29 protein-coding genes, 1 tRNA gene and 1 riboswitch are annotated in these 23,836 nt (G+C 61.8%); of the genes, 19 read left to right on the forward strand and 11 right to left on the reverse strand.

The annotated features are described in order from the left end of the window. Window positions 1–31: 31 nt before the first annotated feature. A riboswitch (guanidine-I (ykkC/yxkD leader) is annotated at window positions 32–131 on the reverse strand. Window positions 132–328: 197 nt separating this feature from the next. From B5T_RS05755 to B5T_RS05765, 3 genes are all read right to left on the reverse strand, one after another. Then, the gene (locus tag B5T_RS05755) at window positions 329–1,099 is read right to left on the reverse strand and encodes a dienelactone hydrolase family protein (protein WP_014993533.1); all 771 of its coding nucleotides are present in this window, start codon (window positions 1,097–1,099) and stop codon (window positions 329–331) included. After that, a complete protein-coding gene (locus B5T_RS05760; protein WP_014993534.1) occupies window positions 1,096–1,446 on the reverse strand; it encodes a hypothetical protein in 351 nt (116 codons plus the stop codon). The genes B5T_RS05755 and B5T_RS05760 overlap by 4 nt, the downstream gene beginning before the upstream one ends. 108 nt (window positions 1,447–1,554) lie before the next feature. Continuing rightward, window positions 1,555–2,013 carry a hypothetical protein gene (locus B5T_RS05765; RefSeq protein WP_014993535.1) on the reverse strand — a complete coding sequence of 153 codons (459 nt, stop codon included), beginning with the start codon at window positions 2,011–2,013 and terminating at the stop codon, window positions 1,555–1,557. Window positions 2,014–2,114: 101 nt separating this feature from the next. Here B5T_RS05765 and B5T_RS05770 point away from each other — a divergent pair, with 101 nt between their 5' ends. The 8 genes from B5T_RS05770 to B5T_RS22485 all read left to right on the forward strand — a co-directional run bounded on the left by B5T_RS05770 (window position 2,115) and on the right by B5T_RS22485 (window position 6,792). After that, window positions 2,115–2,432 carry a GIY-YIG nuclease family protein gene (locus tag B5T_RS05770; RefSeq protein WP_014993536.1) on the forward strand — a complete coding sequence of 106 codons (318 nt, stop codon included), beginning with the start codon at window positions 2,115–2,117 and terminating at the stop codon, window positions 2,430–2,432. Further along, complete coding sequence (locus B5T_RS05775; protein WP_014993537.1) at window positions 2,429–3,019, forward strand: LemA family protein; 591 nt, start codon at window positions 2,429–2,431, stop codon at window positions 3,017–3,019. Before B5T_RS05770 ends, B5T_RS05775 begins: the two co-directional genes overlap by 4 nt. Then, window positions 3,019–3,747: a TPM domain-containing protein gene (locus B5T_RS05780; RefSeq protein ID WP_014993538.1), complete on the forward strand. Its 729-nt coding sequence runs from the start codon at window positions 3,019–3,021 to the stop codon at window positions 3,745–3,747. Before B5T_RS05775 ends, B5T_RS05780 begins: the two co-directional genes overlap by 1 nt. After that, a complete protein-coding gene (locus tag B5T_RS05785) occupies window positions 3,747–4,358 on the forward strand; it encodes a TPM domain-containing protein (protein WP_014993539.1) in 612 nt (203 codons plus the stop codon). The genes B5T_RS05780 and B5T_RS05785 overlap by 1 nt, the downstream gene beginning before the upstream one ends. Window positions 4,359–4,406: 48 nt before the next feature. After that, window positions 4,407–4,703, forward strand: coding sequence for a hypothetical protein (locus B5T_RS05790; protein ID WP_167321202.1), 297 nt, complete (start codon window positions 4,407–4,409; stop codon window positions 4,701–4,703). 83 nt (window positions 4,704–4,786) lie between these two features. Beyond that, window positions 4,787–5,026 (forward strand): helix-turn-helix domain-containing protein, encoded by a 240-nt coding sequence (locus B5T_RS05795; RefSeq protein ID WP_051015448.1) that lies wholly within the window; start codon window positions 4,787–4,789, stop codon window positions 5,024–5,026. Further along, window positions 5,019–6,257, forward strand: a complete 1,239-nt coding sequence (locus tag B5T_RS05800; RefSeq protein ID WP_014993542.1) for a type II toxin-antitoxin system HipA family toxin — start codon at window positions 5,019–5,021, stop codon at window positions 6,255–6,257. Before B5T_RS05795 ends, B5T_RS05800 begins: the two co-directional genes overlap by 8 nt. A 322-nt stretch (window positions 6,258–6,579) precedes the next feature. Continuing rightward, entirely contained in the window at window positions 6,580–6,792 is a 213-nt protein-coding gene (locus B5T_RS22485) for a hypothetical protein (protein ID WP_081586828.1), read from the forward strand. Between the two features lie 105 nt (window positions 6,793–6,897). On the opposite strand, the gene B5T_RS05805 is transcribed toward B5T_RS22485, so the two are convergent. Further along, window positions 6,898–6,974, reverse strand: a tRNA-Met gene (locus B5T_RS05805). 206 nt (window positions 6,975–7,180) lie between these two features. Between B5T_RS05805 and iscR the strand changes: the two genes are divergently transcribed. From iscR to B5T_RS05820, 3 genes are all read left to right on the forward strand, one after another. After that, window positions 7,181–7,654, forward strand: coding sequence for a Fe-S cluster assembly transcriptional regulator IscR (gene iscR / locus B5T_RS05810; protein WP_014993544.1), 474 nt, complete (start codon window positions 7,181–7,183; stop codon window positions 7,652–7,654). 32 nt (window positions 7,655–7,686) lie between these two features. Beyond that, complete coding sequence (locus tag B5T_RS05815) at window positions 7,687–8,847, forward strand: IscS subfamily cysteine desulfurase (RefSeq protein ID WP_014993545.1); 1,161 nt, start codon at window positions 7,687–7,689, stop codon at window positions 8,845–8,847. Between the two features lie 90 nt (window positions 8,848–8,937). Then, window positions 8,938–9,483 (forward strand): heme NO-binding domain-containing protein, encoded by a 546-nt coding sequence (locus tag B5T_RS05820; protein ID WP_014993546.1) that lies wholly within the window; start codon window positions 8,938–8,940, stop codon window positions 9,481–9,483. A 21-nt stretch (window positions 9,484–9,504) separates the two neighbouring features. Here B5T_RS05820 and B5T_RS05825 read toward each other — a convergent pair whose 3' ends face one another. From B5T_RS05825 to sufB, 7 genes are all read right to left on the reverse strand, one after another. Then, window positions 9,505–9,957, reverse strand: a complete 453-nt coding sequence (locus B5T_RS05825) for a SufE family protein (RefSeq protein WP_014993547.1) — start codon at window positions 9,955–9,957, stop codon at window positions 9,505–9,507. A 27-nt stretch (window positions 9,958–9,984) separates the two neighbouring features. Then, window positions 9,985–10,545: a putative Fe-S cluster assembly protein SufT gene (gene sufT, locus B5T_RS05830; RefSeq protein ID WP_041716895.1), complete on the reverse strand. Its 561-nt coding sequence runs from the start codon at window positions 10,543–10,545 to the stop codon at window positions 9,985–9,987. A gap of 5 nt (window positions 10,546–10,550) precedes the next feature. Continuing rightward, window positions 10,551–10,910, reverse strand: a complete 360-nt coding sequence (locus tag B5T_RS05835; RefSeq protein ID WP_014993549.1) for a HesB/IscA family protein — start codon at window positions 10,908–10,910, stop codon at window positions 10,551–10,553. Window positions 10,911–10,921: 11 nt separating this feature from the next. Further along, window positions 10,922–12,136, reverse strand: a complete 1,215-nt coding sequence (locus B5T_RS05840; RefSeq protein ID WP_014993550.1) for an aminotransferase class V-fold PLP-dependent enzyme — start codon at window positions 12,134–12,136, stop codon at window positions 10,922–10,924. Beyond that, the gene (gene sufD / locus B5T_RS05845; protein ID WP_014993551.1) at window positions 12,133–13,389 is read right to left on the reverse strand and encodes a Fe-S cluster assembly protein SufD; all 1,257 of its coding nucleotides are present in this window, start codon (window positions 13,387–13,389) and stop codon (window positions 12,133–12,135) included. The genes B5T_RS05840 and sufD overlap by 4 nt, the downstream gene beginning before the upstream one ends. After that, the gene (gene sufC, locus B5T_RS05850) at window positions 13,386–14,141 is read right to left on the reverse strand and encodes a Fe-S cluster assembly ATPase SufC (RefSeq protein ID WP_014993552.1); all 756 of its coding nucleotides are present in this window, start codon (window positions 14,139–14,141) and stop codon (window positions 13,386–13,388) included. Before sufC ends, sufD begins: the two co-directional genes overlap by 4 nt. Window positions 14,142–14,251: 110 nt before the next feature. Next, on the reverse strand, window positions 14,252–15,694 hold the full coding sequence (gene sufB, locus B5T_RS05855; protein ID WP_014993553.1) for a Fe-S cluster assembly protein SufB: 1,443 nt from the start codon (window positions 15,692–15,694) through the stop codon (window positions 14,252–14,254). 283 nt (window positions 15,695–15,977) lie between these two features. Between sufB and ndk the strand changes: the two genes are divergently transcribed. The 8 genes from ndk (at window position 15,978) to bamB (ending at window position 23,799) form a co-directional block, all read left to right on the forward strand. Next, window positions 15,978–16,409: a nucleoside-diphosphate kinase gene (ndk, locus tag B5T_RS05860; RefSeq protein ID WP_014993554.1), complete on the forward strand. Its 432-nt coding sequence runs from the start codon at window positions 15,978–15,980 to the stop codon at window positions 16,407–16,409. Window positions 16,410–16,467: 58 nt separating this feature from the next. Further along, window positions 16,468–17,610, forward strand: coding sequence for a 23S rRNA (adenine(2503)-C(2))-methyltransferase RlmN (rlmN, locus tag B5T_RS05865; RefSeq protein WP_014993555.1), 1,143 nt, complete (start codon window positions 16,468–16,470; stop codon window positions 17,608–17,610). Next, window positions 17,607–18,380, forward strand: a complete 774-nt coding sequence (gene pilW, locus B5T_RS05870; protein WP_014993556.1) for a type IV pilus biogenesis/stability protein PilW — start codon at window positions 17,607–17,609, stop codon at window positions 18,378–18,380. Before rlmN ends, pilW begins: the two co-directional genes overlap by 4 nt. Further along, the gene (locus tag B5T_RS05875) at window positions 18,380–19,303 is read left to right on the forward strand and encodes a RodZ domain-containing protein (protein ID WP_014993557.1); all 924 of its coding nucleotides are present in this window, start codon (window positions 18,380–18,382) and stop codon (window positions 19,301–19,303) included. The genes pilW and B5T_RS05875 overlap by 1 nt, the downstream gene beginning before the upstream one ends. Window positions 19,304–19,407: 104 nt before the next feature. Next, window positions 19,408–20,526, forward strand: a complete 1,119-nt coding sequence (ispG, locus tag B5T_RS05880; protein WP_014993558.1) for a flavodoxin-dependent (E)-4-hydroxy-3-methylbut-2-enyl-diphosphate synthase — start codon at window positions 19,408–19,410, stop codon at window positions 20,524–20,526. 130 nt (window positions 20,527–20,656) lie between these two features. Further along, the gene (gene hisS / locus B5T_RS05885; protein WP_014993559.1) at window positions 20,657–21,937 is read left to right on the forward strand and encodes a histidine--tRNA ligase; all 1,281 of its coding nucleotides are present in this window, start codon (window positions 20,657–20,659) and stop codon (window positions 21,935–21,937) included. A 12-nt stretch (window positions 21,938–21,949) separates the two neighbouring features. Next, complete coding sequence (locus B5T_RS05890; RefSeq protein WP_014993560.1) at window positions 21,950–22,597, forward strand: YfgM family protein; 648 nt, start codon at window positions 21,950–21,952, stop codon at window positions 22,595–22,597. Window positions 22,598–22,602: 5 nt separating this feature from the next. Further along, entirely contained in the window at window positions 22,603–23,799 is a 1,197-nt protein-coding gene (gene bamB / locus B5T_RS05895) for an outer membrane protein assembly factor BamB (protein ID WP_014993561.1), read from the forward strand. Window positions 23,800–23,836 lie beyond the last annotated feature (37 nt).

Below are 23,836 nucleotides of genomic sequence, written 5' to 3' on the forward strand. Positions count from 1 at the left end.
GAAGAGGAATCCAATGACAGGTGTCATCGTGTCCTCCCGGGCTTTTGTCCCGCCGTGTAACCTTCAGCGAAGGTCGACTGCTCTCGGACCAGGCATCGGCGGCGCCGATCGGAACCCTAGCGGTCTATTGGAAGCAAATTGTCGAGTGTGGATGGCCACCGGCCATTCGATTCCTCACGCCGGTATACCAGCAAGAGCGGTGCCAAATCGGTGCAGGCCAGGGATTGCGGGGGATCGGGGGAGGAAAAACGGGGTGGAGGGCCTGCGGATGGGGCGGGCATGGCGCCAGTTTGGTGCGCCATGCCCGAAGGTGGTGCATTCAGGGGCGTCAGGGTGTGCTATCGAGAAACTCCGTCAGTGCCCGCCAGCTCTCCCGGTCGGCTTCGGCGTCGTAGGCCAGGGGCATGTCGAAACGCTGACCAAACTGATCCGCCTCGGGATTGGTGAAGCCGTGCTTGGCGTCGGGGAAGCTGAGCAGCTGATATTCCGCGCCGGCGTTGTTCAGTTCCTCCACCAGTGCCGAGACCTGCTCCGGTGGCACCATGGGGTCGGCCTGCCCGGTGGCCACCAGGATGCGTGCCTTGATGTCGCCGGGACCCGCTGGATTTTGCGTCGCCAGGGTGCCGTGGAAGCTGGCCACGCCGGCCAGATCATTGCCCCCGCGGGCCTGCTCCAGCACCACGCCGCCACCGAAACAGTAGCCCACCGCGTAAATCCGGTTGTCATCCACATACTGCATCTTGCGCAGCAGCGTCTTGGCGGCATTGAAGCGGGCGGTCATCTTTTCCGGCTCGGCCAGGGCCTGCTCCATGAACGCCTTGGCGTCCTTGGGGTGCTGCGCCACTTTTTCGTTGTACATGTCCACGGCCAGTGCCACGTAGCCTTTTGCGGCCAGTTGCCGACTCCGGTTACGGATGTAGTTGTTCAGGCCCCACCATTCGTGGACCACGATGACGCCGGCGGTGACCCGCTCCTGATCCTCGTCCATGTACAGTACCCCGGTGCCGACGCCACCGGGCAGGTTCACTTTCTGTTCAATGATATCGGCCTGGGCCAGGGAACCGAGCAGCAGCAGGCTCAGCGCGATCAGGCGGGTCATGAGTTCTCCTTGTCCGGGGTGTCGGGGGCGGTGGTGGCGTCTTCCCAGACCCAGCGTAATGGCTCGCCGAAGTCGTCATAGATCAGCCGGCGGCGCGGCGTCGTGGATCTGGCGCGGCGTACCTTGGGTTTGTGCTTGCGGGCGTCGATGGTGGCGGCCAGCCGTGACAGATCAGTGCGCTGGGGCCTGGGCGTGTGGCTGAACGGGGATAACGGCCGGGCACCTTGCGGGGGCTCGCCGCTGGTGCCGGGCGGCACGCGCTTGATACTCCCGCCCCGGGACAGAAAACGCTCCATATCCCGGCGCAGTCGCTCGCGCTGCTGTTCCTTGGTGGTACGCACTTTCATGGGGAAGGCGAATCATCGGCGTGGACGACCTTCAACGATAGCAGCGCGGCGGTGGGAAGGCCACCGGAGAGAGACGCCGGTGGCGCATTTTCAGGGCCCGGCGGAGGTTTAAAGCGCGGTTCGCGGGCGTTTGGGGATGGTGGTGTCCTCGGCGCCACTATCGTCGGCACTCTTGTTGTCCGCCTTGTTGTCCGCACGACCACCGCCACCGGCACGCAGAGGGTGACAGTTTTCTATCACCACTTGGCCTTCCAGCAGATTGCCACGGGAGTATTCACGGAAAATACAGCGGTTGGTTTCCGGGTCGTAGTTCTCAAGCCACAGATTGTCGCCTTTCCAGGTGGCGGCGATGTGCTGCTGCCCCGCCGGCACGCTCAGCGTCATGGTGCCGCCCAGCCGCTTGACGAAAATCTGCTCAAGCCAGAAGTAATACAACACGGTGCCCGCCAACCATACCAGCACCGCCAGGATCACCGCCGGTTTCCACTTGCCCATGCGGGCACCGACCAGGAACAGACTGAGAAAAATCAGGATCGCAACCAGAACCCAATAGAGGTAAGTAATCATGCGTGTCTCCGGAAATCCTTGTATTGTAGTGTCGCCGCCTTCGCTGGCGGAGCGGGGTATGTTTTGATGATAGCAACTGTCGACGCGGGAGATGTAAAACCATGCAACAGTGGTGCGTATATATACTGCGCTGCGTGGACGGTTCACTGTATACCGGCGTCACCACCGATGTGGAGCGCCGTCACCGGGAACACAATGAAGGTCCCCGTGGGGCCCGTTATACTCGGGCGCGACGGCCGGTGACCCTGGTTTGGCGGGCGGCGGTGGCGGATCGCGCCAGCGCCTGCCGGCTCGAAGCCCGCATCAAGGCGCAGCCACGCACCGTCAAGGAGCGCTTGCTGGCCATCGGGCAAAGCAATACAAATGACGTCCAGGAAGTGCTGGACGTCCTCGGTTTGGATAGGGAGACCCCGCAATGAAGCATTGGCGTTTTGTCCTGTTGCTGTCGATTCTGTTCGGCCTCACCGGCTGCGGTATCAACAATATTCCCACCTATGACGAGCAGGTGAAGGCCGCCTGGGGGCAGGTGGAGAACCAGTATCAGCGGCGCGCGGATCTGGTGCCGAACCTGGTCAGTACGGTACGGGGTTACATGGAACACGAGCGGGAGGTGCTGGTGGAGGTCACTGAAGCCCGCGCCAAGGTCGGTTCCATTCAGGCCGATGAAAGTCTGATTAACGACCCGCAGAAACTGCAGCAGTTCGAGGCGGCGCAGCAGCAGCTTGGTTCCGCTTTGCAGCGACTGATGGTGGTGGTGGAGCGCTACCCGGATCTCAAGGCCAACCAGAATTTCCTGACCTTGCAATCGCAGTTGGAAGGCACCGAGAACCGCATTGCCGTGGCGCGCCGGGACTACATCACCGCGGTGCAGCAATACAATACCGAGATTCGCACCTTCCCGGGTCGTATCTGGCACAGCATGCTGTACAGTGAGATGGAAATACGGCCTTCCTTCGAAGCCACCACGGAAGGGGCGGAGCAAGCGCCCCAGGTTAACTTCAACTGATGCGACTACTGCTCTGTACTCTGCTGATGCTGGTGCTGCCCTCGGCCTGGGCGGCACCGGAATTCCCCGCTCTGACCGGCCGCGTGGTGGATAATGCCGGCCTGCTTTCTTCGCAACAGGCACAGGCACTGGAGCAGCGCCTGGCCGAGGCCGAGAGCCGCACCTCCAACCAGGTCGTCGTGGTGACCCTGCCGGATCTGCAGGGCTACGCCATCGAGGATTACGGTTATCAATTGGGGCGGGCCTGGGGGATCGGTCAGGCCGAACATGACAACGGCGCCTTGCTGATCATCGCCCCCAAGGAGCGCAAGATCCGCATTGAGGTGGGGTACGGGCTCGAGGGCGTGCTCACCGATGCGTTGTCCCACGCCATTATTCAGAACGAAATCCGGCCCGCGTTCCGTCAAGGGGACTACGCCACGGGTATCGAACAGGGGGCCGCAGCCGTTCTTGCCGCCATCGACGGCGAATACACCGCACCGGCCAGCAAAGCCAATAAAGGCAGCAACCTCCAGGCATTGATCTATCTGATCGTATTGGTGGTGTTGACCATGCTGCTGACCTTCGGCGGCGGCGGACGCGGCGGTGGCCGTCGTGGACGAGGCCTGCTGGCACCGATCGCCATTGGCGGAATGGGCGGCTTCGGCGGCGGCGGTGGTTTTGGCGGCGGCGGCTTCGGTGGTGGAGGCGGCGGCTTTGGTGGCGGTGGCGCTTCGGGAGGCTGGTGATGTTATTGAATGAAGAGAACCAAAACCGGGTGTCCCGGGCCATTGCCGCGGTGGAAAAGGACACCGACGCCGAGCTGGTGACGGTGCTGGCCCGGCAGGCGGACAACTATCGCTATATCCCGATGATGTGGGCGGCTTTGCTGTCCCTGCTGGTGCCGCTGATCCTCGCTTTCACGCCGGTCTGGCTGGCACCGCTGGAAGTGCTGCTGGCGCAGTGGACCACTCTGGTGGTGCTGGCGCTGGTGTTCCGCTGGCCACCGCTGATGATGCGGCTGGTGCCCGCCTCGGTGAAACAGCGCCGCGCCGCGGACCTGGCCCGGCGGGTGTTTCTGGATCAGGGGCTGCACCATACCAAGGGCGGTACCGGCGTATTGATCTTCGTCTGCGAAGCGGAGCACTACGTGGAAATCCTGGCCGACCACGGCATTGCCCGCCATGTGCCCAATGAACGCTGGCAGTCCATCGTCGACACCTTCACCGCCCATGTGAAGGCCAGGGACACCCTGAACGGCTTCCTGGAATGCGTGGCCAGTTGCGGCGATGAGCTGATCACCCACGTGCCGGCCACCGAGCAGAAGAACGAGCTGCCGAACCATTTGATCGTGTTGTAAGAAACGTGTTGTAAGAAAAAGGCGCCGTAGGGAAGGGACATGGAGAGCGTGGAACTCGTATTCGAAATGACCACCTGGGACTACATCACCATGGTGTTCTGGTGGCTGTTTCCGTTGCTGTTCAGCGTGGGCTATACCTTTGCGTTCCGGCGGCGCCTGTATCTCCACCTCTGGTTCGCCGTATTGGCCACCGTATGCGGATACGCCGGCTATGCCGGTATCCCGTTCATCTGGGGGCAATCCGGTCCGGTGGTCAACGCGCTCTCCACGTGGTGGGTCATCTGCTGCCCCTTCGTGCTGCACCTGATCCGGGCCTTCCGGGTCCCGGGCATCGCTCGCGGTTAGAGTAGGGAGAGGATGATTACTCATATATGAGTAAAATTTCCTTTTTTCTTGTCTTTTTACTCAAATATGAGTAAATACGACTTATGGAAACCCTAAGCCAGATTGGCCGCAATCTCCGTGAAGCACGCCGGAAGGCGTATCCCAAGGATTCCCTGGAGGACTTTGCTCTGCGTATTGGTGTGGGCAGGGCAACGCTTCAGAGAATGGAAAAAGGGGATCTCAGCGTCTCTCTGGGCAAGTATTTCCAGGCGGCAAAGCTGCTGGGGCTGGAAGCGCCTTTCCATGAGTTGCTGAAACCGCGACAGAGCTTGTTCGATGACTAGGCAGCGCTATGACCTTTATCTCAACACCCAGGAAACCGGCATTATTCATGCCGCCGATGTGGTGCTGCTGGAAGAATCCGGCTTCCTGGTTCGGGCCGGTTTTCGCTACCGCCCTGACTACCTGAGCCTGGCTACAGCGTTTCCTCTTGATCCTGCCCAACTGCCCCTGCGCGGTTCCCCATTAGAATTCGAGTGTCACAGAGGGGCGAGCCCGGCTTTCCTGGATGACTATTTGCCTGATAACTGGGGCCGCAAGGTACTGGTGCAACTGGCTCTGCTGCGCAACAAACAAAAGCTCAACGCCCATAGCGTCATCGACACCTTGGCACTGTTGGGCAACAGCCGCATCGGTGCACTGAGCCTGGTTGGGCAGGGAGAAGAGCCCCGATTCGATGTTGGCTATTCCATCGAGCATCTTCGTGCCGCGGAGCAGGCCGCGCAGAAAATGGATCAATTGGAATATGGTGGTGTGGATCTCGATGAGATGAGCCTGCTGTATCTGGCCAATGCGGGAACCGGCATTGGCGGGGCCCGCCCGAAAGCCCTGCTGTTTGATGAAGCGGGTTGTTATCTGGCCAAGTTCAACCGTCTGACACAGGATGGCTATAATAATGCCCGAGTTGAGCTGGCCTGCCTGCGAATGGCCCAAGCCGCAGGCATCCAAATGTGTGACGGAAAGATTATTGAGGGCATCAATGGGCGCGAAGTCCTGCTATTGAATCGTTTCGATATGGACGGTACCGCAAGACGACATCTGATTACGGTGAATGGCTTGCTTAAGGACCCCGCCTCCCAGACGGACCTGGGGCATGCGTTCCGCTATGACCATATCGCTGATCTGATCAGGAAGTATTCCTGTCAGGTTGAAGAGGACCTTGTCCAGCTACTCAAGCTGATGCTCTTCAACCGTGCCATCAACAATACCGATGACCACGAACGCAATTTCAGCCTGATGCACGGCAAACACGGCTACCATCTGGCGCCCGCCTATGACCTGGTGCCCAGCCTTACGGTGAATATGCACCATGCCGCCAGCTACCAGTACCAACCTTACCCGCCAACCCCAACGGAGGCCCTGGCGGATGGCCGCATCTTCAAACTGCCCCGCGGCAAGGTGGAGAACGCGGCCCGTGATGTGATCAATGCAGTCCAGCAGTGGGATGCGGTGGCTGGTGCGGTTGGCGTCTCGGCGGAGGATATCGAGAACGTCGCCAGGGTGATGAGAGTTTAGAGAGTTATCATCCTGCCTGGTGCTTGATAAGCACTTCGCGCCATTGGAAGCGAAAAAGGTGTCGCGGGATAGCCGGGTTGGGTGTCTCTATCAGATCCGCTTCGGGTGAACCGTAGCGTTCCAGATTCCGACAACGACTTACCTAGAAGAATAGGGCCTGACTTCATGTACCGCCTGCTGGAAAAGAGCTGCTTTAGCGAGAACGGGTGACTAAGGGCGGTCCTTTTTTGTGGCTGACCAAAAGGCCGGTACTGTTCTTGTGTACAGTTTTTCGTTGTGCGATTATTGAACAACCCAACATCCACGACGATACAGGTGAATAGTGGCTAGAAAACGAATTTCCGTCACAAAAGAAAGCGATTCAGGCAGGAATCTGAAGTTTCACGACAACGTTACTGGTGTAGATATGACCTTAAAGCAGTTTGTTAAGGGCATTGAGAGCGGTAAGTACCCTGGTCACCATATAAGGAACATCAATGGCGTAAAAACGCCGGTTTCAAACCCGGATGGCTCGAAAAACAACAATCTTGATTGAGCGCGGGCTGGCTTTCAGTTCGACATGTCGAACTGAGGCCTGAAGATAGGTATACATGCTGCAAACAACAAGGGCCTAGCCTTGCGGCTAAGCCCTTGTTTCGTTTGGTAGCAAGGGGCGGACTTGAACCGCCGACCCCAGCATTATGAGTGCTGTGCTCTAACCAGCTGAGCTACCTTGCCATGTTTCAAGGCCGCGAATTGTCCGTGAGCTCCGGGGCGCTGTCAAGAACGAGGAAGTCGATCCGGGCCATTTCGGGAACCAACCGTCTATTTCTTGTTCAGACCTTTTTACATGAGAACGGTTATCAATTATTCTCCGATAATACTTGACTGATTTGGTTGGTCTTTATAGTCTGACTTCCTATTCACGTACCAAGGGTGTGGGTATGCGATTAACCACCAAAGGCCGATACGCGGTGACCGCGATGTTGGATCTGGCTCTTCACGCGGATGAAGGCCCGGTCTCCCTGGCGGACATCTCCGAGCGTCAGGGAATTTCCATTTCCTATCTGGAGCAGCTGTTCGCCAAGTTGCGCCGGCGGCATCTGGTGAGCAGTGTGCGCGGTCCCGGCGGCGGCTACAGGCTGAGCCGGGACAGCGACGACATCGATGTGGCCTCGGTGATCGCCGCCGTGGACGAGTCCGTGGATGCCACCCGTTGTGGCGGCAATGGCGACTGCCAGGATGGCCACATTTGTCTGACGCACCATCTCTGGTGTGATCTGTCGGATCAGATCCAGGATTTCCTGTCGCACATCACGCTGGGCGAACTGGTATCCCGCAATGAGGTTCGGCAGGTGGCGGAGCGCCAGAAGGCCACGCAGAGCCAGCTGAACCGGGTGCCGGTCAGCACGCTTTGATCCTTCCATCATCAACACAGTAATCAACGTCCATGTCGCAAGCGGTTTATCTGGATTACGCCGCCACCACCCCGGTGGATCCCCGGGTGGTGGAGGCGATGGTGCGTTTTCTCGGGCCGGACGGAACCTTCGGGAATCCGGCGTCGCGCAGTCATCTTTACGGCTGGTTGGCGGAGGAGGCGGTGGAAAACGCCCGTCGCCAGGTGGCGGACGCACTCAACGCTGATCCCCGGGAAATCGTCTGGACCAGCGGTGCCACCGAGGCCAACAATCTGGCCATCAAGGGCGCTCTGGAGCAGCGTGGCGGCGGTCACGTGATCACCTCCGCCACCGAGCACAAGGCGGTGTTGGACCCTTGCGGCTGGCTGGAAGGGCGTGGCGTCGAGGTTACCTATCTGACGCCGGAGCCGGATGGCCGAATCACCCCGCGGGCGGTGGAAGAGGCGATGCGCGAGGACACCGTGCTGGTGTCGATCATGCATGCCAACAACGAAACCGGAGTGATCAACGACATCGACACCATCGGCGCGTTGTGCCGGGGTCGTGGTGTTCTGTTCCACACCGACGCCGCCCAGAGCATGGGTAAATTACCGCTGGATGTGCGGGAAACCGCGGTGGACATGGTCTCCCTGTGTGCCCACAAGATTTACGGCCCGAAAGGCATTGGTGCGCTCTATGTGCGGCGCCACCCGGATGTCCGGGTCACCGCCCAGATCCACGGTGGCGGCCATGAGCGCGGCATGCGGTCGGGCACTTTGCCCGCCCACCAGATTGTCGCCATGGGCGAGGCCCTGTCACTGGCCATGGCGGGCCGGAATGAAGAAAACACGCGTATCGCCGCGTTGCGGGATCGCTTGTGGGATGGCATTCGGGCGTTGCCCGGTGTGTCCCTTAATGGCGCCGGCGCGCCGCGTTTGCCCGGCCATATGAACGTGGCCTTCGAAGGGCTGGAAGGGGAGATGCTGCTGACCGCGCTGACCGGCGTGGCGGTGTCCACCGGTTCCGCCTGCACCTCGGCGTCACTGGAGCCGTCCTATGTGCTCAAGGCGATGGGGGTGTCCGATTCGCTGGCGCACGGCTCACTGCGTTTCTCGGTGGGCCGCTTCACCGATGAGACGCAAATCGACACGGTAATACAGAATGTGACGCAGGTGGTCACCCGCCTGCGTGACGCCGCCGCTCAAAGGGGATAAGCGGTTCTTTTTGTCCGACGGAAGGCTCCGTAACCGGCTTGCTGCTTGCTTCGGTCTTCGGCGTAAGCACACCAAAGGACGGAGCCAACCATGCACGGAGTGATCCTTGCCCATTTACGTCATTTCGTTACCGACCGCTATGGTCAGTCGGTATGGGATGACGTCAACCACCGAGCGGGCCTGACCGATTGCCTGCACGTGCCGATTCAACTTTACCCGGACAGCCATCTGGAGGACCTGGTGGCGGCGCTGCAGTCGGTCACCGGGCTGCACCGTGATGATTTGCTGGAGGAATTCGGCGCCTGGGTGATCCCGCCCCTGATCAATATGTACCGGGCGATGATTCCACGGGAATGGGACGCGGTGGCGTTCCTGCTCAACGTGGAAGAACGCATTCACCAGCGGGTCATTCGTCTGAAGAACCCGGAGGCGACGCCGCCGCGCATTGATGTGCGTGAGCTGGAGCCACGGGTGCTGCAGGTGGAATACCGTTCCCACCGGGATCTGAGCCTGTTGGCGCTGGGCTGTGTCCACGGTGTGGCGGCGTTCTACGGGGAGAAGGTGGAAATACTGGAATCGGAGCAGGTGGACGGCGGCGTGCGGCGCTTCGTGGTGCGCCTGGAACCGGCCGCCTGAACGTCGGAAAGCTCTCGAGGATCAGGCGGCCAGGGCCGCCGCTTCCTGCTTGATGCGGGCCACCATGGCACGCAGGCCGTTGCCACGGGTGGGGCTGAGATGGCCGAACAGGTCGATGTCCTGGAAGAAGGCATCCATGTCCACCGCCGCGATCTGTTCCGGCGAGCGGCGGTTGAGGGCGGTGAGTACGATCGCCGCCAGCCCGCGCACGATGATGGCGTCGGAATCCACCGCCAGATAGAGGCGGCCCTCGCCGTCATCGTAGTCGGTGACCAGCCATACCTGGCTCTGGCAGCCGCGCACGAAGCGGTCTTCGGTGCGCAAGGATTCCGGCAGTTCCGGCAGTTGCTTGCCGAGATCAATGATGTAGCGGTAGCGCTCTTCCCAGTCGTCCAGGAATTCCAGGTCGTCACGGACATCCTCGGCGGTGATTTTCTCACCCAGGGTGATGGCGCGAATATCGAAATCAGACAAGTTGAACCACCTTCTCAATTACTGCCGTCAGAACAGGCCCAGTTCCAGTTGGGCCTCTTCGGTCATCATATCCCGGCTCCAGGGCGGGTCGAACACCAGCGCCACTTCCACTGTGTCGACGTTGGGGACCTTGGCCAGCCGGTCTTCCACATCGCCCACCAGGACCGGGCCCATGCCGCAGGTGGGAGCGGTGAGTGTCATGCGTACCTGCACCACATTCTGGTTGTCCCTGCGAATCACATCGCAGCCGTAAACCAGGCCCAGATCGACCACATTCACCGGAATTTCCGGGTCGTAGATGGTTTTCAGGGTCTTCTCAAGATCCTCGTCCCGCACCGTGCCGTCCGCCTCGGCGGCGTCGAAATCCAGCTCCAGCGGTTGCTGGCCGATGGCATCCGCGTCGGTGCCGTCGATGCGCGCCATATTGCCGTTCACGGTCACCGTATAAGTGCCGCCCAGCGCCTGACGCAGATTGACGAAGGCATTCTTCTTGATGGTGATGCGGGTGCCGTTGGGAACCAGCCGGGCGGGTACGTCCCGGCTGACCACCACGGTGCGTTGCTCTGAGGTGGAGGGTACGTTGGTCAAGACCTTCAGACCTCGTGCACGGTGAAGCTTTCACCGCAGCCGCATTCGCCGGTGGCGTTGGGGTTGCGGAACTTGAACAGGCTGTTGACGCCCTCGGTGACGTAATCGATTTCGAGACCGTTGAGCATCAGCAGCCATTTCTCCGGCACGTAGAGCGCAATGCCGTCGATGTCGAAGCGCGTGTCGCCCTCGCGCGGTTCGTCGACGAAGTCGAGCACGTACATGTAACCGGAGCAGCCGGACTCATCCAGGTTCAAGCGGATACCGGCGGCCCCGGCGCGCTCGATCTCTTTGAGAGCCTGGCGGCGGGCGGATTCGGTCAGGTGAATTTGCGCCTGGCCGGGCACGAAAGTCTGTACCGTCATGACATCATCACCTATAAAAAAGAACGTATTTTGTGGAGTGCCTGGAACAGGACGTCCACCTCATCAAGGGTATTGTAGATCGAAAACGAGGCGCGCACGGTACCGGGAATGCCGAGGCTGTCCATCAGCGGCATGCAGCAATGATGCCCGGTGCGCACCGCCACGCCTTGCTTGTCCAGCAGCACGCCGACATCGGCGGGGTGGGCGCCGTCCAACAGAAACGACAATACACCGACCTTGGTGGCGGCGTTACCGATGATTTTCAACCCCGGGAACGCCTCTGCCTGTTCATGGGCGGCGCTCAACAGGGCCTGCTCATGGTGCGCCAGCGCGTCCCGGTCCTGCCCCTGGAGCCAGCGGATGGCCGCGCCCAGGCCGACCACGCCGGCGATGTTCGGCGTGCCCGGCTCGAATTTGTACGGCAACTGATTCCAGGTGCTCTTCTCGAACGTCACCACTTCGATCATCTCGCCGCCGGTCTGGTAAGGCGGCATGGCCTCCAGTAGCTCGCGGCGGCCATACAGGGCGCCGATGCCGGTGGGGCCGAACAGCTTATGGCCGGAGAAGGCGTAGAAATCACAGTCCAGCGCGCGCACATCCACCGGGAAGTGCGACACCGCCTGGGCGCCGTCCACCAGGGTGATGGCGCCGACGGCCCTGGCGGCGGCGATCAGCTCCGCCACTGGCGTCACCGAGCCCAGGCTGTTGGAGACATGGGACAGCGCCACGATGCGGGTGCGCTCATTCAGCAACCGGTGGAACGCCTCGGTATCCACGCCGCCATCCTCGCGCAGGGGAACCACTTTGAGGCTGGCGCCAGTGGCCAGGCAGGCCTGCTGCCAGGGCACGATGTTGGCGTGGTGCTCCAGGGTGGTGATCAGCACTTCGTCACCGGCCTTGAGCCGCTCGCGGCCGATGCACTGGGCCACCAGGTTGATGCCTTCGGTGGTGCCCTTGGTCCAGATGATCTCCTCGCGATCGGCGTTGAGGAACGCCGCCACGGTGTCCCGCGCCGCTTCGAAGTCCGCGGTGGCGCGGTCACTCAGGTAATGAGCGCCCCGGTGCACGTTGCTGTTGGTGCCCTGGTAGTAATCCCGTATCGCGTCGATCACCGCCCGCGGCTTTTGCGTGGTGGCGGCGTTATCCAGGTACACCAGCGGTTTGCCGTTGGCCTCCTGGTGGAGAATCGGGAAGGCGTCGCGCAGCGCGGAAACATTCAGGCTCATGCCGCTTCCTCATTGGCGCCGGGATACTGGCTCAATTCCCCCGCCAGCCACGGCTGCACCCACTGCGCCACGCTCTCGTCCGGCAATGCCAGGATCAGTTCGTTGACGAAGCCCAGACTCAGCATGCGCTTGGCTTCCGCCAGCGCGATGCCCCGGGATTGCAGGTAGAACTGCTGGGCGGCGTCGAGTTGGCCGACGGTGGCGCCATGGGCGCACTTCACATCGTCGTTGTAAATTTCCAGTTCCGGTTTGGTATAGATCTCGGCGCCGGGGCTCAGCAACAGGTTCTTGTTGCTCAGTTCCGCCAGGGTGCCCATGGCGCCCTGGTGGATGTGAATGCGGCCGTTGAGGATCGCCTTGCCCTTTTCGCCGGCCAGACCCTTGAACACCTGATTGGAGGTGCAGTGCGGCACGCGGTGTTCCACGCACAGCTGATTGTCGATGTGGCTTTGGCCACGGGCCACGAACACGCCCTGCATGTTCAGTTCGGCGCCGCTTTTTTCCAGCAGGGCGCGCACGTCGTTGCGGCGCAGCCGGTTGCCGCCCATCAACTGGTAGCTGTCGATGCGGCTGGCACCGGTCTGCCGGAACAGCAAGGTGCTGATGTGCAGGGTGTCTTCCCGTTCGCTTTGCAGCCGGTAGTGGGTGAGGCTGGCGTTGTCGCGGGCCTCGATCACGGTCACCGCGTTGTTCAGCACCGGGCCCTGGCCGATGTAATGCTCGATCAGGGTCAGCTTGCTGCCCGGATTCAACAGCACTTCCACCCGGGTCTGGCAATGGGCGGGCGCATCACTGGCGGCGTGCAGCAGCAGGTGCAGCGGCGCGCTGACTTCGGTGTTGGCGGCCACTTCCAGAGTGATGGCGTCCGTCAGCGCCGCGCCGTTGTAGAGCGCGAACGGCGTTAGCAGCTCGTCACGCTGTCCGGCCTGACGACGCAGCGTCACGCCTTCCGGCAACTGGCTCAAGGCCTCCTGCAAGCGGCCGTTGCTCATCACCAGGCGATGGGCGGCCAGGTTCGGCAGGGGCTCGGGCAGGGCGCCGTCGGCGGCGGTGCTCAGGTGGCCGTCGGTGAGTGGATGCAGGGACGTGTATTTCCACTGCTCGGTTTTGCGGTCGGGGAATACGGCGGCCTCCAGGGCGCTCAGGCTGTCGCCGCGCAGCGGCGCCAGCGCGTCCCCGGCTTCCGACCGGCGCGCGTTTGCCATCGCCAGGGTCTTCAGTTCCAGGCCCTGTTGTTTCGAAGGGAGGCTCATGCGGACTCTTCCTCGCCGGTCAGCCAGCCGTAGCCTTTCTGTTCCAGTTCCTGAGCCAGTTCCTTGCCGCCGGATTTAATGATGCGGCCATCGGAAAGCACGTGAACGTGGTCCGGCACAATGTAATCCAGCAGGCGCTGATAGTGCGTGACCAACACGATGCCACGCTCCGGGCTGCGCAGGGAGTTGACGCCCCGGGCCACGGTTTGCAGAGCATCGATATCGAGACCGGAGTCGGTTTCGTCGAGCAGGGCCAGACGCGGCTCCATCAGCAGCATCTGCATGATCTCGTTGCGCTTCTTCTCGCCGCCGGAGAAACCTTCGTTAACACCGCGCTTGAGGAACTGAGCGTCCAGGTTGACCTGCTTGCAGGCTTCGCGGGCCTTGCGCAGCAGCGTCACCGAGTCCCATTCTTCCTTGCCCTGGGCCTTGCGTACCGCTTCCAGAGCCGCTTTGAGAAATTCCATGTTGGACACGCCGGGAATTTCCACCGGGTACTGGAACGCCAGGAACAGGCCGGCCTGGGCGCGCTCCTCCGGTTCCAGCTCCGCCAGATCATGACCGTCCAGGGTGGCCTGGCCGCCCGTGATCTCGTAATTGTCACGACCGGCCAGCACGTTGGCCAGGGTGGACTTGCCCGAGCCGTTGGGCCCCATGATGGCGTGTACTTCGCCCGGGTTCACGGTCAGATCCAGACCCTTGAGAATGGCTTTGCCGTTGACGGCGGCGTGCAGATCACGAATTTCCAGCATGTAAATAACGCCTATATATTAACTGTCTAAGACTTTCCCGCAACGCTTCGCTGCGGAGGACGAGGCCTGGGGCCGGTTTTCGCTATTAACTGTTAACTATCAACTGTTAACTAACCAACTGCCCCTTCCAGACTCACTTCCAGTAGCTTGCCGGCCTCCACCGCGAATTCCATCGGCAGTTCCTTGAACACTTCCTTGCAGAAGCCGTTGACGATCATGGAAATCGCTTTCTCCGGATCGATGCCGCGCTGCCGGCACAGGAACAACTGGTCGTCGCTCACTTTGGAGGTGGTGGCCTCGTGTTCCACCGTGGCGCTGGGGTGCTTGGACTCGATGTACGGGAAAGTGTGGGCGCCGCAGCGATCGCCCAGCAGCAGCGAGTCACACTGGGTGAAGTTGCGGGCGTTCTCCGCGCGTGGGCCCATCCGTACCAGGCCGCGATAAGCGTTGGAGCTCCTGCCGGCGGAAATGCCCTTGGAAACGATGGTGCTCTTGGTGTTCTTGCCCAGGTGGATCATCTTGGTGCCGGTGTCCGCCTGTTGCGCGTGGCGGGTCAGGGCCACGGAATAGAACTCGCCCACGGCGTTGTCGCCGCGCAGCACCACGGACGGGTATTTCCAGGTGATCGCCGAGCCGGTTTCCACCTGGGTCCAGCTGATCTTGGCGTTGTCATGGGCGACGCCGCGCTTGGTGACGAAGTTGTAAATGCCGCCCTTGCCGTTCTCGTCGCCGGGATACCAGTTCTGCACCGTGGAATATTTGATCTCGGCGCCGGGCAGGGCCACCAGCTCCACCACCGCCGCGTGCAGCTGATTCTCATCACGCTGCGGCGCGGTGCAGCCTTCCAGATAGCTCACGTAGCTGCCTTCGTCGGCAACGATCAGGGTGCGCTCGAACTGCCCGGTGTTGGCTTCGTTGATGCGGAAGTAAGTGGACAGCTCCATCGGGCAACGCACGCCCTTGGGGATGTAAACAAAGGAGCCGTCGGTGAATACCGCGGAATTGAGCCCGGCGAAGAAGTTGTCGCTCTTGGGCACCACGGAACCCAGGTATTTCCGTACCAGTTCAGGATGTTCCTGCACCGCCTCGGAAATGGAGCAGAAGATCACCCCGGCCTCACCCAGCTTTTCCTTGAAGGTGGTGCCAATGGAAACCGAGTCGAACACCGCGTCCACCGCCACCCCGGCGAGCATTTCCTGTTCGTGCAGGGGGATGCCGAGCTTCTTGTAGGTGTCAAGCAGCTCAGGATCCACCTCATCCAGGCTTTTCGGCCGGTCTTCCATGCTTTTCGGCGCGGAATAGTAGGAGATGGCGTCATAGTCCACCTTCGGATAATGCAGATGGGCCCACTCCGGCTCCGGCATTTCCCGCCATTTGCGATAGGCTTCCAGACGCCACTCCAGCAGCCACTCCGGCTCTCCTTTCTTGGCGGAGATGAAGCGGATGACGTCTTCGCTGAGCCCCGGCGGCAGGGTGTCGGACTCCACCAGGGTGGTGAATCCGGCCTCGTACTCGGAGCGGATGACTTTGTCCAGTTCGGCTTGGCTGCTCATAATCTCAGAATACCAGAGTAATTTAGTCAGGTATTATACGGGATCCGACGGCGGGGTGGAATCCAGAGTGGCGATGGGATCAATAGACGGCGGCCCGGGGGGCTGAAACCGGCGCCAACGGTATCATATTTAGCCCCGGATGCGTATAATCCGCCGGTTTCAGGCCCCCGGATCGCGGCGAGGACCGCCCAGGCCGAGTCCACGGGCGCGGCCGGCCGAATGGCGCGGGCGCCTATTCAATACAAGCAATGCAAATTCATGCAATTCTGGAGAAGACACAGCGATGTCAGTAGAGCGTACTCTCTCGATCATCAAGCCCGACGCCGTGGCCAAAAACGTCATCGGTGAGATCGTTGGCCGTTTCGAAAAAGCGGGCCTGAAGGTCGTGGCCATGAAAATGCTGCACCTGAGCCGTGAGCAGGCCGAGGGCTTCTACGCCGAGCACAAGGAGCGTCCTTTCTTCGGTGATCTGGTGGCCTTCATGACCAGCGGCCCGGTCATCGTGCAGGCACTGGAAGGCGAAGGCGCGGTACTCAAGAACCGTGACCTGATGGGCGCCACCAACCCGAAAGAAGCGGAAGCCGGCACCATTCGCGCCGACTTCGCCGAAACCATCGACGAAAACGCGGTACACGGCTCCGACTCCACCGAGTCCGCCGCCCGTGAAGTGAGCTATTTCTTCGCCGACGAAGAAATCTGCCCGCGCACCCGCTAAGGTGGTGGGTAAGCGCCTCGCCGCAGGGCGGGGCGTGACGCCGCCGCAGGAGGAAGCCATGAGTGCCCCGCAAAAGGTCAATCTGCTCGGTTTCAGCCGTGAGCAAATGGAAGCGTTCTTCCTCGAAATGGGGGAGAAGAAATTCCGTGCCCAACAGGTGATGAAGTGGATCCATCACCATCAGGCGGACCATTTTGACCAGATGACCGACGTCGGCAAGGCGCTGCGCCAGAAGCTGACCGAAGTGGCGGAAATCCGTGGCCCCAAAGTGCTGCACGAAGGTATTTCCCGGGATGGCACCCGCAAGTGGGTGTTCGAGGCCGACGGCGGCGGCGCGGTGGAAACCGTGTTCATCCCCGATGGCCGCCGCGGCACCCTGTGTGTGTCCTCCCAGGTGGGCTGCGCCGTGGATTGCGGCTTCTGCTCCACCGGTAAACAGGGTTTCCAGCGCGATCTGACCAGCGCCGAGATCATCGGCCAGGTCTGGCAGGCGGGCCGCGCGTTCGGCCCACGCCGTAATCTGGGCGAGCATCCGATCACCAACGTGGTGATGATGGGCATGGGCGAGCCGATGCTGAACTACGACGCCGTACTCACCGCCATGCGCATCATGAAGGACGACCTGGGTTACGGCATCGGCAAGAAGCGCATTACCCTGTCCACTTCCGGCGTGGTGCCGAAGATCGACCAGCTCAGCCGGGATCTGGATGTGGCGCTGGCGGTCAGTCTGCACGCGCCCAACGATGAGCTGCGCAACGAACTGGTGCCGCTCAATCGCAAATACCCGCTGGCGGAGCTGATGGCCGCCTGCAAACGCTACAGCGACAATATTACTCACCGTCACAACACCATCACCATGGAATACGTGATGCTGCGTGACGTGAACGACAAACCGGAGCACGCCCGGCAGTTGGTCAAGCTGCTCAACGGCATTCCGGTGAAGGTCAACCTGATTCCCTTCAACCCCTTCCCCCACGCTGGCTATGAGCGCTCCCGGAAAAAAGACATCCTGGAGTTCCATAAATTCCTTAATGACCATGGCCTGCTGACCACGGTACGCACCACCCGGGGCGACGACATCGACGCCGCCTGCGGACAATTGGTGGGCACGGTGCAGGACCGCACCCGTCGTGCCGAACGTTGGAAAAAATCGGTGTTTCACCGCACCGAACAGGCCGATGGCAATGCGGCGTCTGTATGATAAAACGACATTTTTTGGTTGTGGCACTGGCCGGAGGCCTTTGGCTGTCCGGCTGCGCGGTGGAGAGCAGTCGTAACAACGTCAAGGTGGATGAAGCGGTCACCAGCCGTGTCGCCGCTGGTCTTCAATATCTTCAGCAGGGCAATCCCAGCGAGGCCCGGCGACATTTTTCCCGGGCTCTGTCACTCAATGACAACAGTGCCAAGGCACACAATGCCATGGCACTGTTGTATAACTACGAGCGCGATCCGGAGAATGAGGAACGCCACTACAAGCGCGCCTTGCGGATCGACGGTGATTACGCGCCGGCATTGAACAATTACGGAACCCTGCTGTACAGCCAGGGTCGGTACCAGGAAGCGCTCAAGCTGTTCGGCCGGGTCGCCAACGATCCCGGTTATGAAGGGCGGGGCAGTGCCTATAGCAATATCGGCCTGTGCCATCTGCGCCTGAACCAGCCGGAGCAGGCGAAAGAAGCCTTTATCAAGGCGCTTCGTCTGCAACCGCGATCCGTGACACCGAATCTGGAACTGGCGCGGCTGTATTATCAGGATCAGCGCTACGATCTGGGCTGGGACTATTACCAACAATACACCCAGCGGGTGGGTCGACAGGACCCCGCCGGGTTGTGGCTGGGGGTGCGGCTGGCCCACGCGTTGGGCCGTAAAGACCAACAATCCAGTTATGAGCTTGCGTTGCAGAATCTCCACCGGGGTTCCCGTGAATATCGGCTCTGGCAGGAGTGGCGCGGCGCTCAGGAGGCACCTTAATGAGCGAGTCAGGGACGGAACTGCCCGGCGCCGAGTTGCGTCGAGTGCGTGAAGAGCGGGGTATGACCCGTGAGGAAGTGTCCGAACACCTGCACCTTTCGATGAGCTACCTTCAGGCTCTCGAGGAAGATGACTACGGGCGTTTGCCCGAGCCGCCCTTTATTAAAGGGTATTTGCGCAATTACGCCCGGCTGCTCGGGCTGCCCGGTGAGGAACTGGCGTCCCGCTTTCAGCAACATGTGAACCAGAACCGCCGGGAGCCGGTGCCCACCGAATCCCTGCATGAACCCCTGAGCAACCGTCGTGATTGGCGCTGGCCGCTATTGCTGGTACTACTGGTCCTGTTACTGCTGGTTCTGGCATGGTGGTTATGGCCCTCCGCTGGTGAGCCCGAGCCGCCGGGTACGTACCCCGATACGGTGGAAGAATCCGTGGTGCCGGAGGCGGCACCAGCAGCGCCGGCTGATACCGGGTCCGATACGGACGCCCCGACATCGCCGTCGGAGCCCTCCCTGGACTCCGGAACGACCACCCCGGAACCTGTCATGGAGCCGTCTTCCAATACGGAGGATAATAGCTCTGACAGTGGGGTCGAAGCCGTGGAGTCACAGGCGGGGACCCCGGAGCCGACCAGTGAGGCCGGTGCGGACAGTGAAACGGGAGCCGCGGTGGCGGCAGCCGGTGGCGATCGGCTGGAATTGGCCTTTTCCCGCGATTGCTGGATCCGGGTCGTGGACGCCACCGGCAAGCGCCTGGTGGAAGGCGTGCAGAGCGCCGGTGATCGCGTGTCCCTAAATGGCGAAGCGCCTTATCGGCTAACCGTCGGCGACGCCGCCGCGGTCAGCGAGATGACGCTCAACGGCAAGGCGGAAACCCTGCCCGGCAGCGGATCAGGCCAGGTGTTGCGTTTCTCGTTACCGTAGCCCCGTTTACCGTGGTCTCCGCGGCCGCCTAACGCTGTTGAATGCCCGACCCGGTGCCGGGCAGTGACGGGTCGATCAGACGTTTCAGCTCTTCAGGAGTCAGTATGGAACCGGAAATTTCCATTCAACGCCGCAAATCCCGGCAGATTCATGTGGGATCCGTGCCCGTTGGCGGTGACGCGCCGATCTCCGTGCAGAGCATGACCAACACCGACACCTGCGACGTGGACGCCACGGTGGCGCAGATTCGCCGCCTGGAAGAGGTGGGGGCCGATATCGTGCGGGTTTCGGTGCCGACCATGGACGCCGCCGAGGCCTTCGGCAAGATCCGGAAACAGGTGCAGGCGCCGCTGGTGGCGGACATCCACTACGATTACAAGATCGCCCTGAAAGTGGCCGACGAAGGCGCCGACTGCCTGCGTATCAACCCGGGCAATATCGGGCGCGAGGACCGGGTGCGGGCGGTGATCCAATCCGCCCGTGACCACGGGGTCCCGATCCGTATCGGGGTCAACGCCGGCTCGCTGGAAAAGGAACTGCAACGCAAATACGGCGAACCCTGCAGCGACGCGCTGGTGGAGTCGGCGTTGCGGCACGTGGAGATTCTCGACCGCTACGACTTCCAGGAATTCAAAATCAGCGTCAAGGCCTCCAACGTGTTCATGACGTTGCAAGCCTACCGCAAGCTGGCCACCCAGGTGGAGCAGCCCCTGCACCTGGGTGTCACCGAGGCCGGCACGTTCCGCTCCGGTACGGTGAAATCCGCGGTGGCGCTCGGCGGTCTGCTGCTGGAAGGCATTGGCGACACCATCCGTATCTCCCTGGCCACCGATCCGGTGGAGGAGATCCGCGTCGGTTTCGATATTCTCAAGAGCCTCAACCTGCGCAAAAAAGGCGTCAACATCATCGCCTGCCCGAGCTGCTCGCGGCAGAACTTCGATGTGATCCAGACCGTCAACGAATTGGAGGCGCGTCTGGAGGACATCAACGAGTCGGTGGACCTGGCGGTGATCGGCTGCCTGGTCAACGGCCCTGGTGAAGCGCGGGAAGCCGATGTCGGCCTCACCGGCGGCACCCCTAACAATCTGTCCTATGAGGACGGCCAGAAGAGCCACCACGTCAAGCAGGAAGACCTGGTGAGTGAACTGGAGCGGATGGTGCGTACCAAGGTGCAAAAAATGCGCGATGACGAAGCCAAGGGTATTATCGCGCGTAGTGAATAAAGAACGCCGGATGCCGAACGCCGGACGCTTGACGCCGAAAAGCGGCAAGTCTCCGGCGTTTGTTGTTTCCGGTCAGGTTTCAAGCGTCGGGCGTCCAGCGTCGGGCGTCGAGCGTTAACAAGGAGAACCGGTGAGCAAGAAGATCACCTCCATTCGCGGGATGAACGACATCCTGCCGCAGCAGACACCGCTGTGGCAGTGGCTGGAAGACAAGGTGCGCGGGGTGCTGGCGGCCTATGGTTACCAGGAGATCCGTACGCCGATCCTGGAACAGACCGATCTGTTCAAGCGCGGTATCGGTGAAGTCACCGATATTGTCGAGAAGGAGATGTACACCTTCGAGGACCGCAACGGCGACAGCCTGACCCTGCGCCCGGAAGGCACCGCCAGCTGCGTGCGCGCCGCCGAGGAGCATGGTTTGCTCTACAATCAGACCCAGCGGCTGTGGTACGCCGGGCCCATGTTCCGCCATGAGCGTCCGCAGGCCGGCCGCTATCGCCAGTTCCACCAGATCGGCGTGGAAACCTTTGGCATGGACGGGCCGGACATCGACGCCGAGGTGATTCTGCTCTCCGCGCGTCTGTGGAAAGCCCTGGGGTTATCCGATCAGGTGACCCTGGAACTGAATTCACTGGGAGACGCCGAAGACCGCGCCCGCTACCGTGATGCCCTGGTGGCGTATCTGCGTGAGCACAGCGAGCGCCTGGACGACGACTCCCGCCGCCGGCTGGAACGCAATCCGCTGCGCGTGCTCGACAGCAAGGACGCCGGCACCCGCGAAGTGCTGGAGCAGGCACCGCGGCTGGAAGCCTTTCTTAACGACGATGCCCGCGAGCACTTCCGCAGGCTGTGTGCGTTACTGGAAGCCGCCGGGATCGAGTACCGCCTCAACCCTTATTTGGTACGCGGGCTGGACTATTACGGCAAAACCGTATTCGAATGGACCACCCGGGCTCTGGGCGCCCAGGGCACGGTGTGCGCCGGCGGCCGTTACGACGGCCTGGTGGCGCAACTGGGTGGCAAGCCGACCCCGGCGGTGGGCTTCGCCATGGGCCTGGAGCGGCTGATTCTGCTGCTGGAACAACAAAACCCGGAACTGCCGGCGCCGGTGGCACTCTATATTGCTGCCATGGGCGAAGTGCAGTCCCAGGCTCTGGCCCTGGCCGAGCGCCTGCGGGACCGGCTCCCCGGCGTCGGTATCGTCACCCACTGTGGTGGCGGCAGCTTCAAGAGCCAGATGAAAAAAGCCGACCGCAGCGGCGCCCGCTACGCGCTGATCCTCGGCGAGGACGAAGTGGCGCGCGGGGAAGTGGCGGTGAAACCGCTGCGTGAAGACGCGGAACAACAGCAATTGCCCGAGACCGACCTGGCCGACTGGCTGGCCGAACGTCTCGCAAGATCACAAGCGTAAGGAGAAACAGGGGTGGCCGATTACATCCGTGACGAAGAAGAACAAGCCGAGCGTCTGCGCAACTGGTGGCAGAAAAACGGCGTGGCCACGGTAGTGGTGATCGTACTGGCGGTGGGTTCCATGATTGGCTGGCGGCAATGGCAGCAGCATCAAAGCGTTGAAGCCGGCAAGGCCTCCGGCCTGTACGAGAAGATGATCGGCGCGATGCCGACCGGCGACGGCGACGGCAATGCCGACGCGGTGAAAACCAACGCCGCGGCGCTGATCGACCAGTTCGCCGGCAGCAGCTACGCCGGTTACGCCCATCTGGCACTGGCCAAACTGGCGGCGCAGGACGGCGATCTGGACGAAGCCGCCAGCCAGCTGCGCCTGGTGGTGGACAAACCCGCCACCAAGGAACTGGAACACGTGGCCCGTTTACGCTTGGTGCGCGTGTTGATCGCCCAGAACGAGCTGGATGCCGCCGGCAAGGAATTGGGCCGTACCTGGCCTGAGTCCATGCAGGGGCAGGCCCTGGAACTCAAAGGCGATGTCGCCAAGGCCAGGCAGCAATGGGACGAAGCACGGGACGCTTATGCTTCCGCACTGGAAGCCATGGGCGGCCAGGGGGGAAGTGACCGCGTGCAAATGAAACTGGATGACCTGAACCGTCAATCGTGAGATTTATGCAGCCTCTTAAAGCCTCCCAAGCCTCCGGCGGTCTGCGCCGCTCCCTCACCACGCGTGGCCTGGTGGCCCTGGTGGCGGGCGCGCTGGTGCTGACCGGATGCAGCAGCAACCCCAACGCCATCGAGCCCAATGATCTGCCGGACTTCGACAGTGCCTACAAGGTCAAACGGCTGTGGAAAGCCAATGCCGGCGACGGCATGGACGAGACCTCGATGAAACTGAGCCCGGCGGTGACCAGCCAGCAGGTGTTCGCCGCCGACGTGCACGGTCAGGTCTACGCGTTCAACCGCGAAGACGGCGACCGGCAATGGCGTAAAAAGACCGAGGATCGCATCTCCGGCGGCCTCTTCGCCGGCTACGGCAAGGTCTACTACGGCACCCGGGAAGGCGAGGCGGTGGCGCTGTCCGCCGAGGATGGCAGCGAATTGTGGCGCCGCCAGTTGAGCAGCGAGATCCTCTCCGCCCCCACTGGCACCAGTTCCTTGGCGCTGTACCAGACCATCGACGGCCGTATCCAGGCGCTTGATAGTGAAACCGGAGAGCCGCGCTGGGAGTACGAGACCGCCATTCCCAACCTGATTCTGCTGGGTGGCACTCAGCCGGTGGTGACCGCCGGACGTGTCTACGCGGCGTTTTCCGGCGGCAAGGTGGTGTGCCTGGACGAACAGACCGGTTCGCCGATCTGGGAGCGCCGGGTGGCCGAGCCCACCGGCCGTTCCGAGCTGGACCGCCTGGTGGACATCAACACCAGCCTGATCGTGGAGAACGGCGGTGTGTTCACCGCCACGTTCCAGGGCAAAGTGGCGGTACTGGACTGGGAAAACGGCCGCCCTTACTGGGCCAAGGACATTTCCAGCCACCAGCGCCTCAGTTCCGATCTGGGCACGCTGTTCGTCAGCGATGACCAGGGCCTGGTGCGCGGCGTCGACCAGCGCAGCGGCACCTTCCTGTGGCAGCAGGACAAGCTCTATGGCCGCCGCCTCACCGGCACCACGGTGCAGGACGACCTGGTGGTGGTCGGTGACTACGAAGGCTATCTGCACTGGATGGATCAGAGCGACGGCAAGCTGGTGGCGCGCTATCGCCATCGCGGCAAGCCCATTGTGTCCGCGCCGATCCGCCACGACGAGGTCATCTACGTGCTCGGCAGCGAGGGCCGTCTGGCCGCCTACCGCCTGGAAGCCCGGGACTGATCCGAACTGGTCAGTCCCGAACGGGCACCGTGATTCG

Source organism: Alloalcanivorax dieselolei B5 (assembly GCF_000300005.1).
Classification (GTDB): domain Bacteria; phylum Pseudomonadota; class Gammaproteobacteria; order Pseudomonadales; family Alcanivoracaceae; genus Alloalcanivorax; species Alloalcanivorax dieselolei.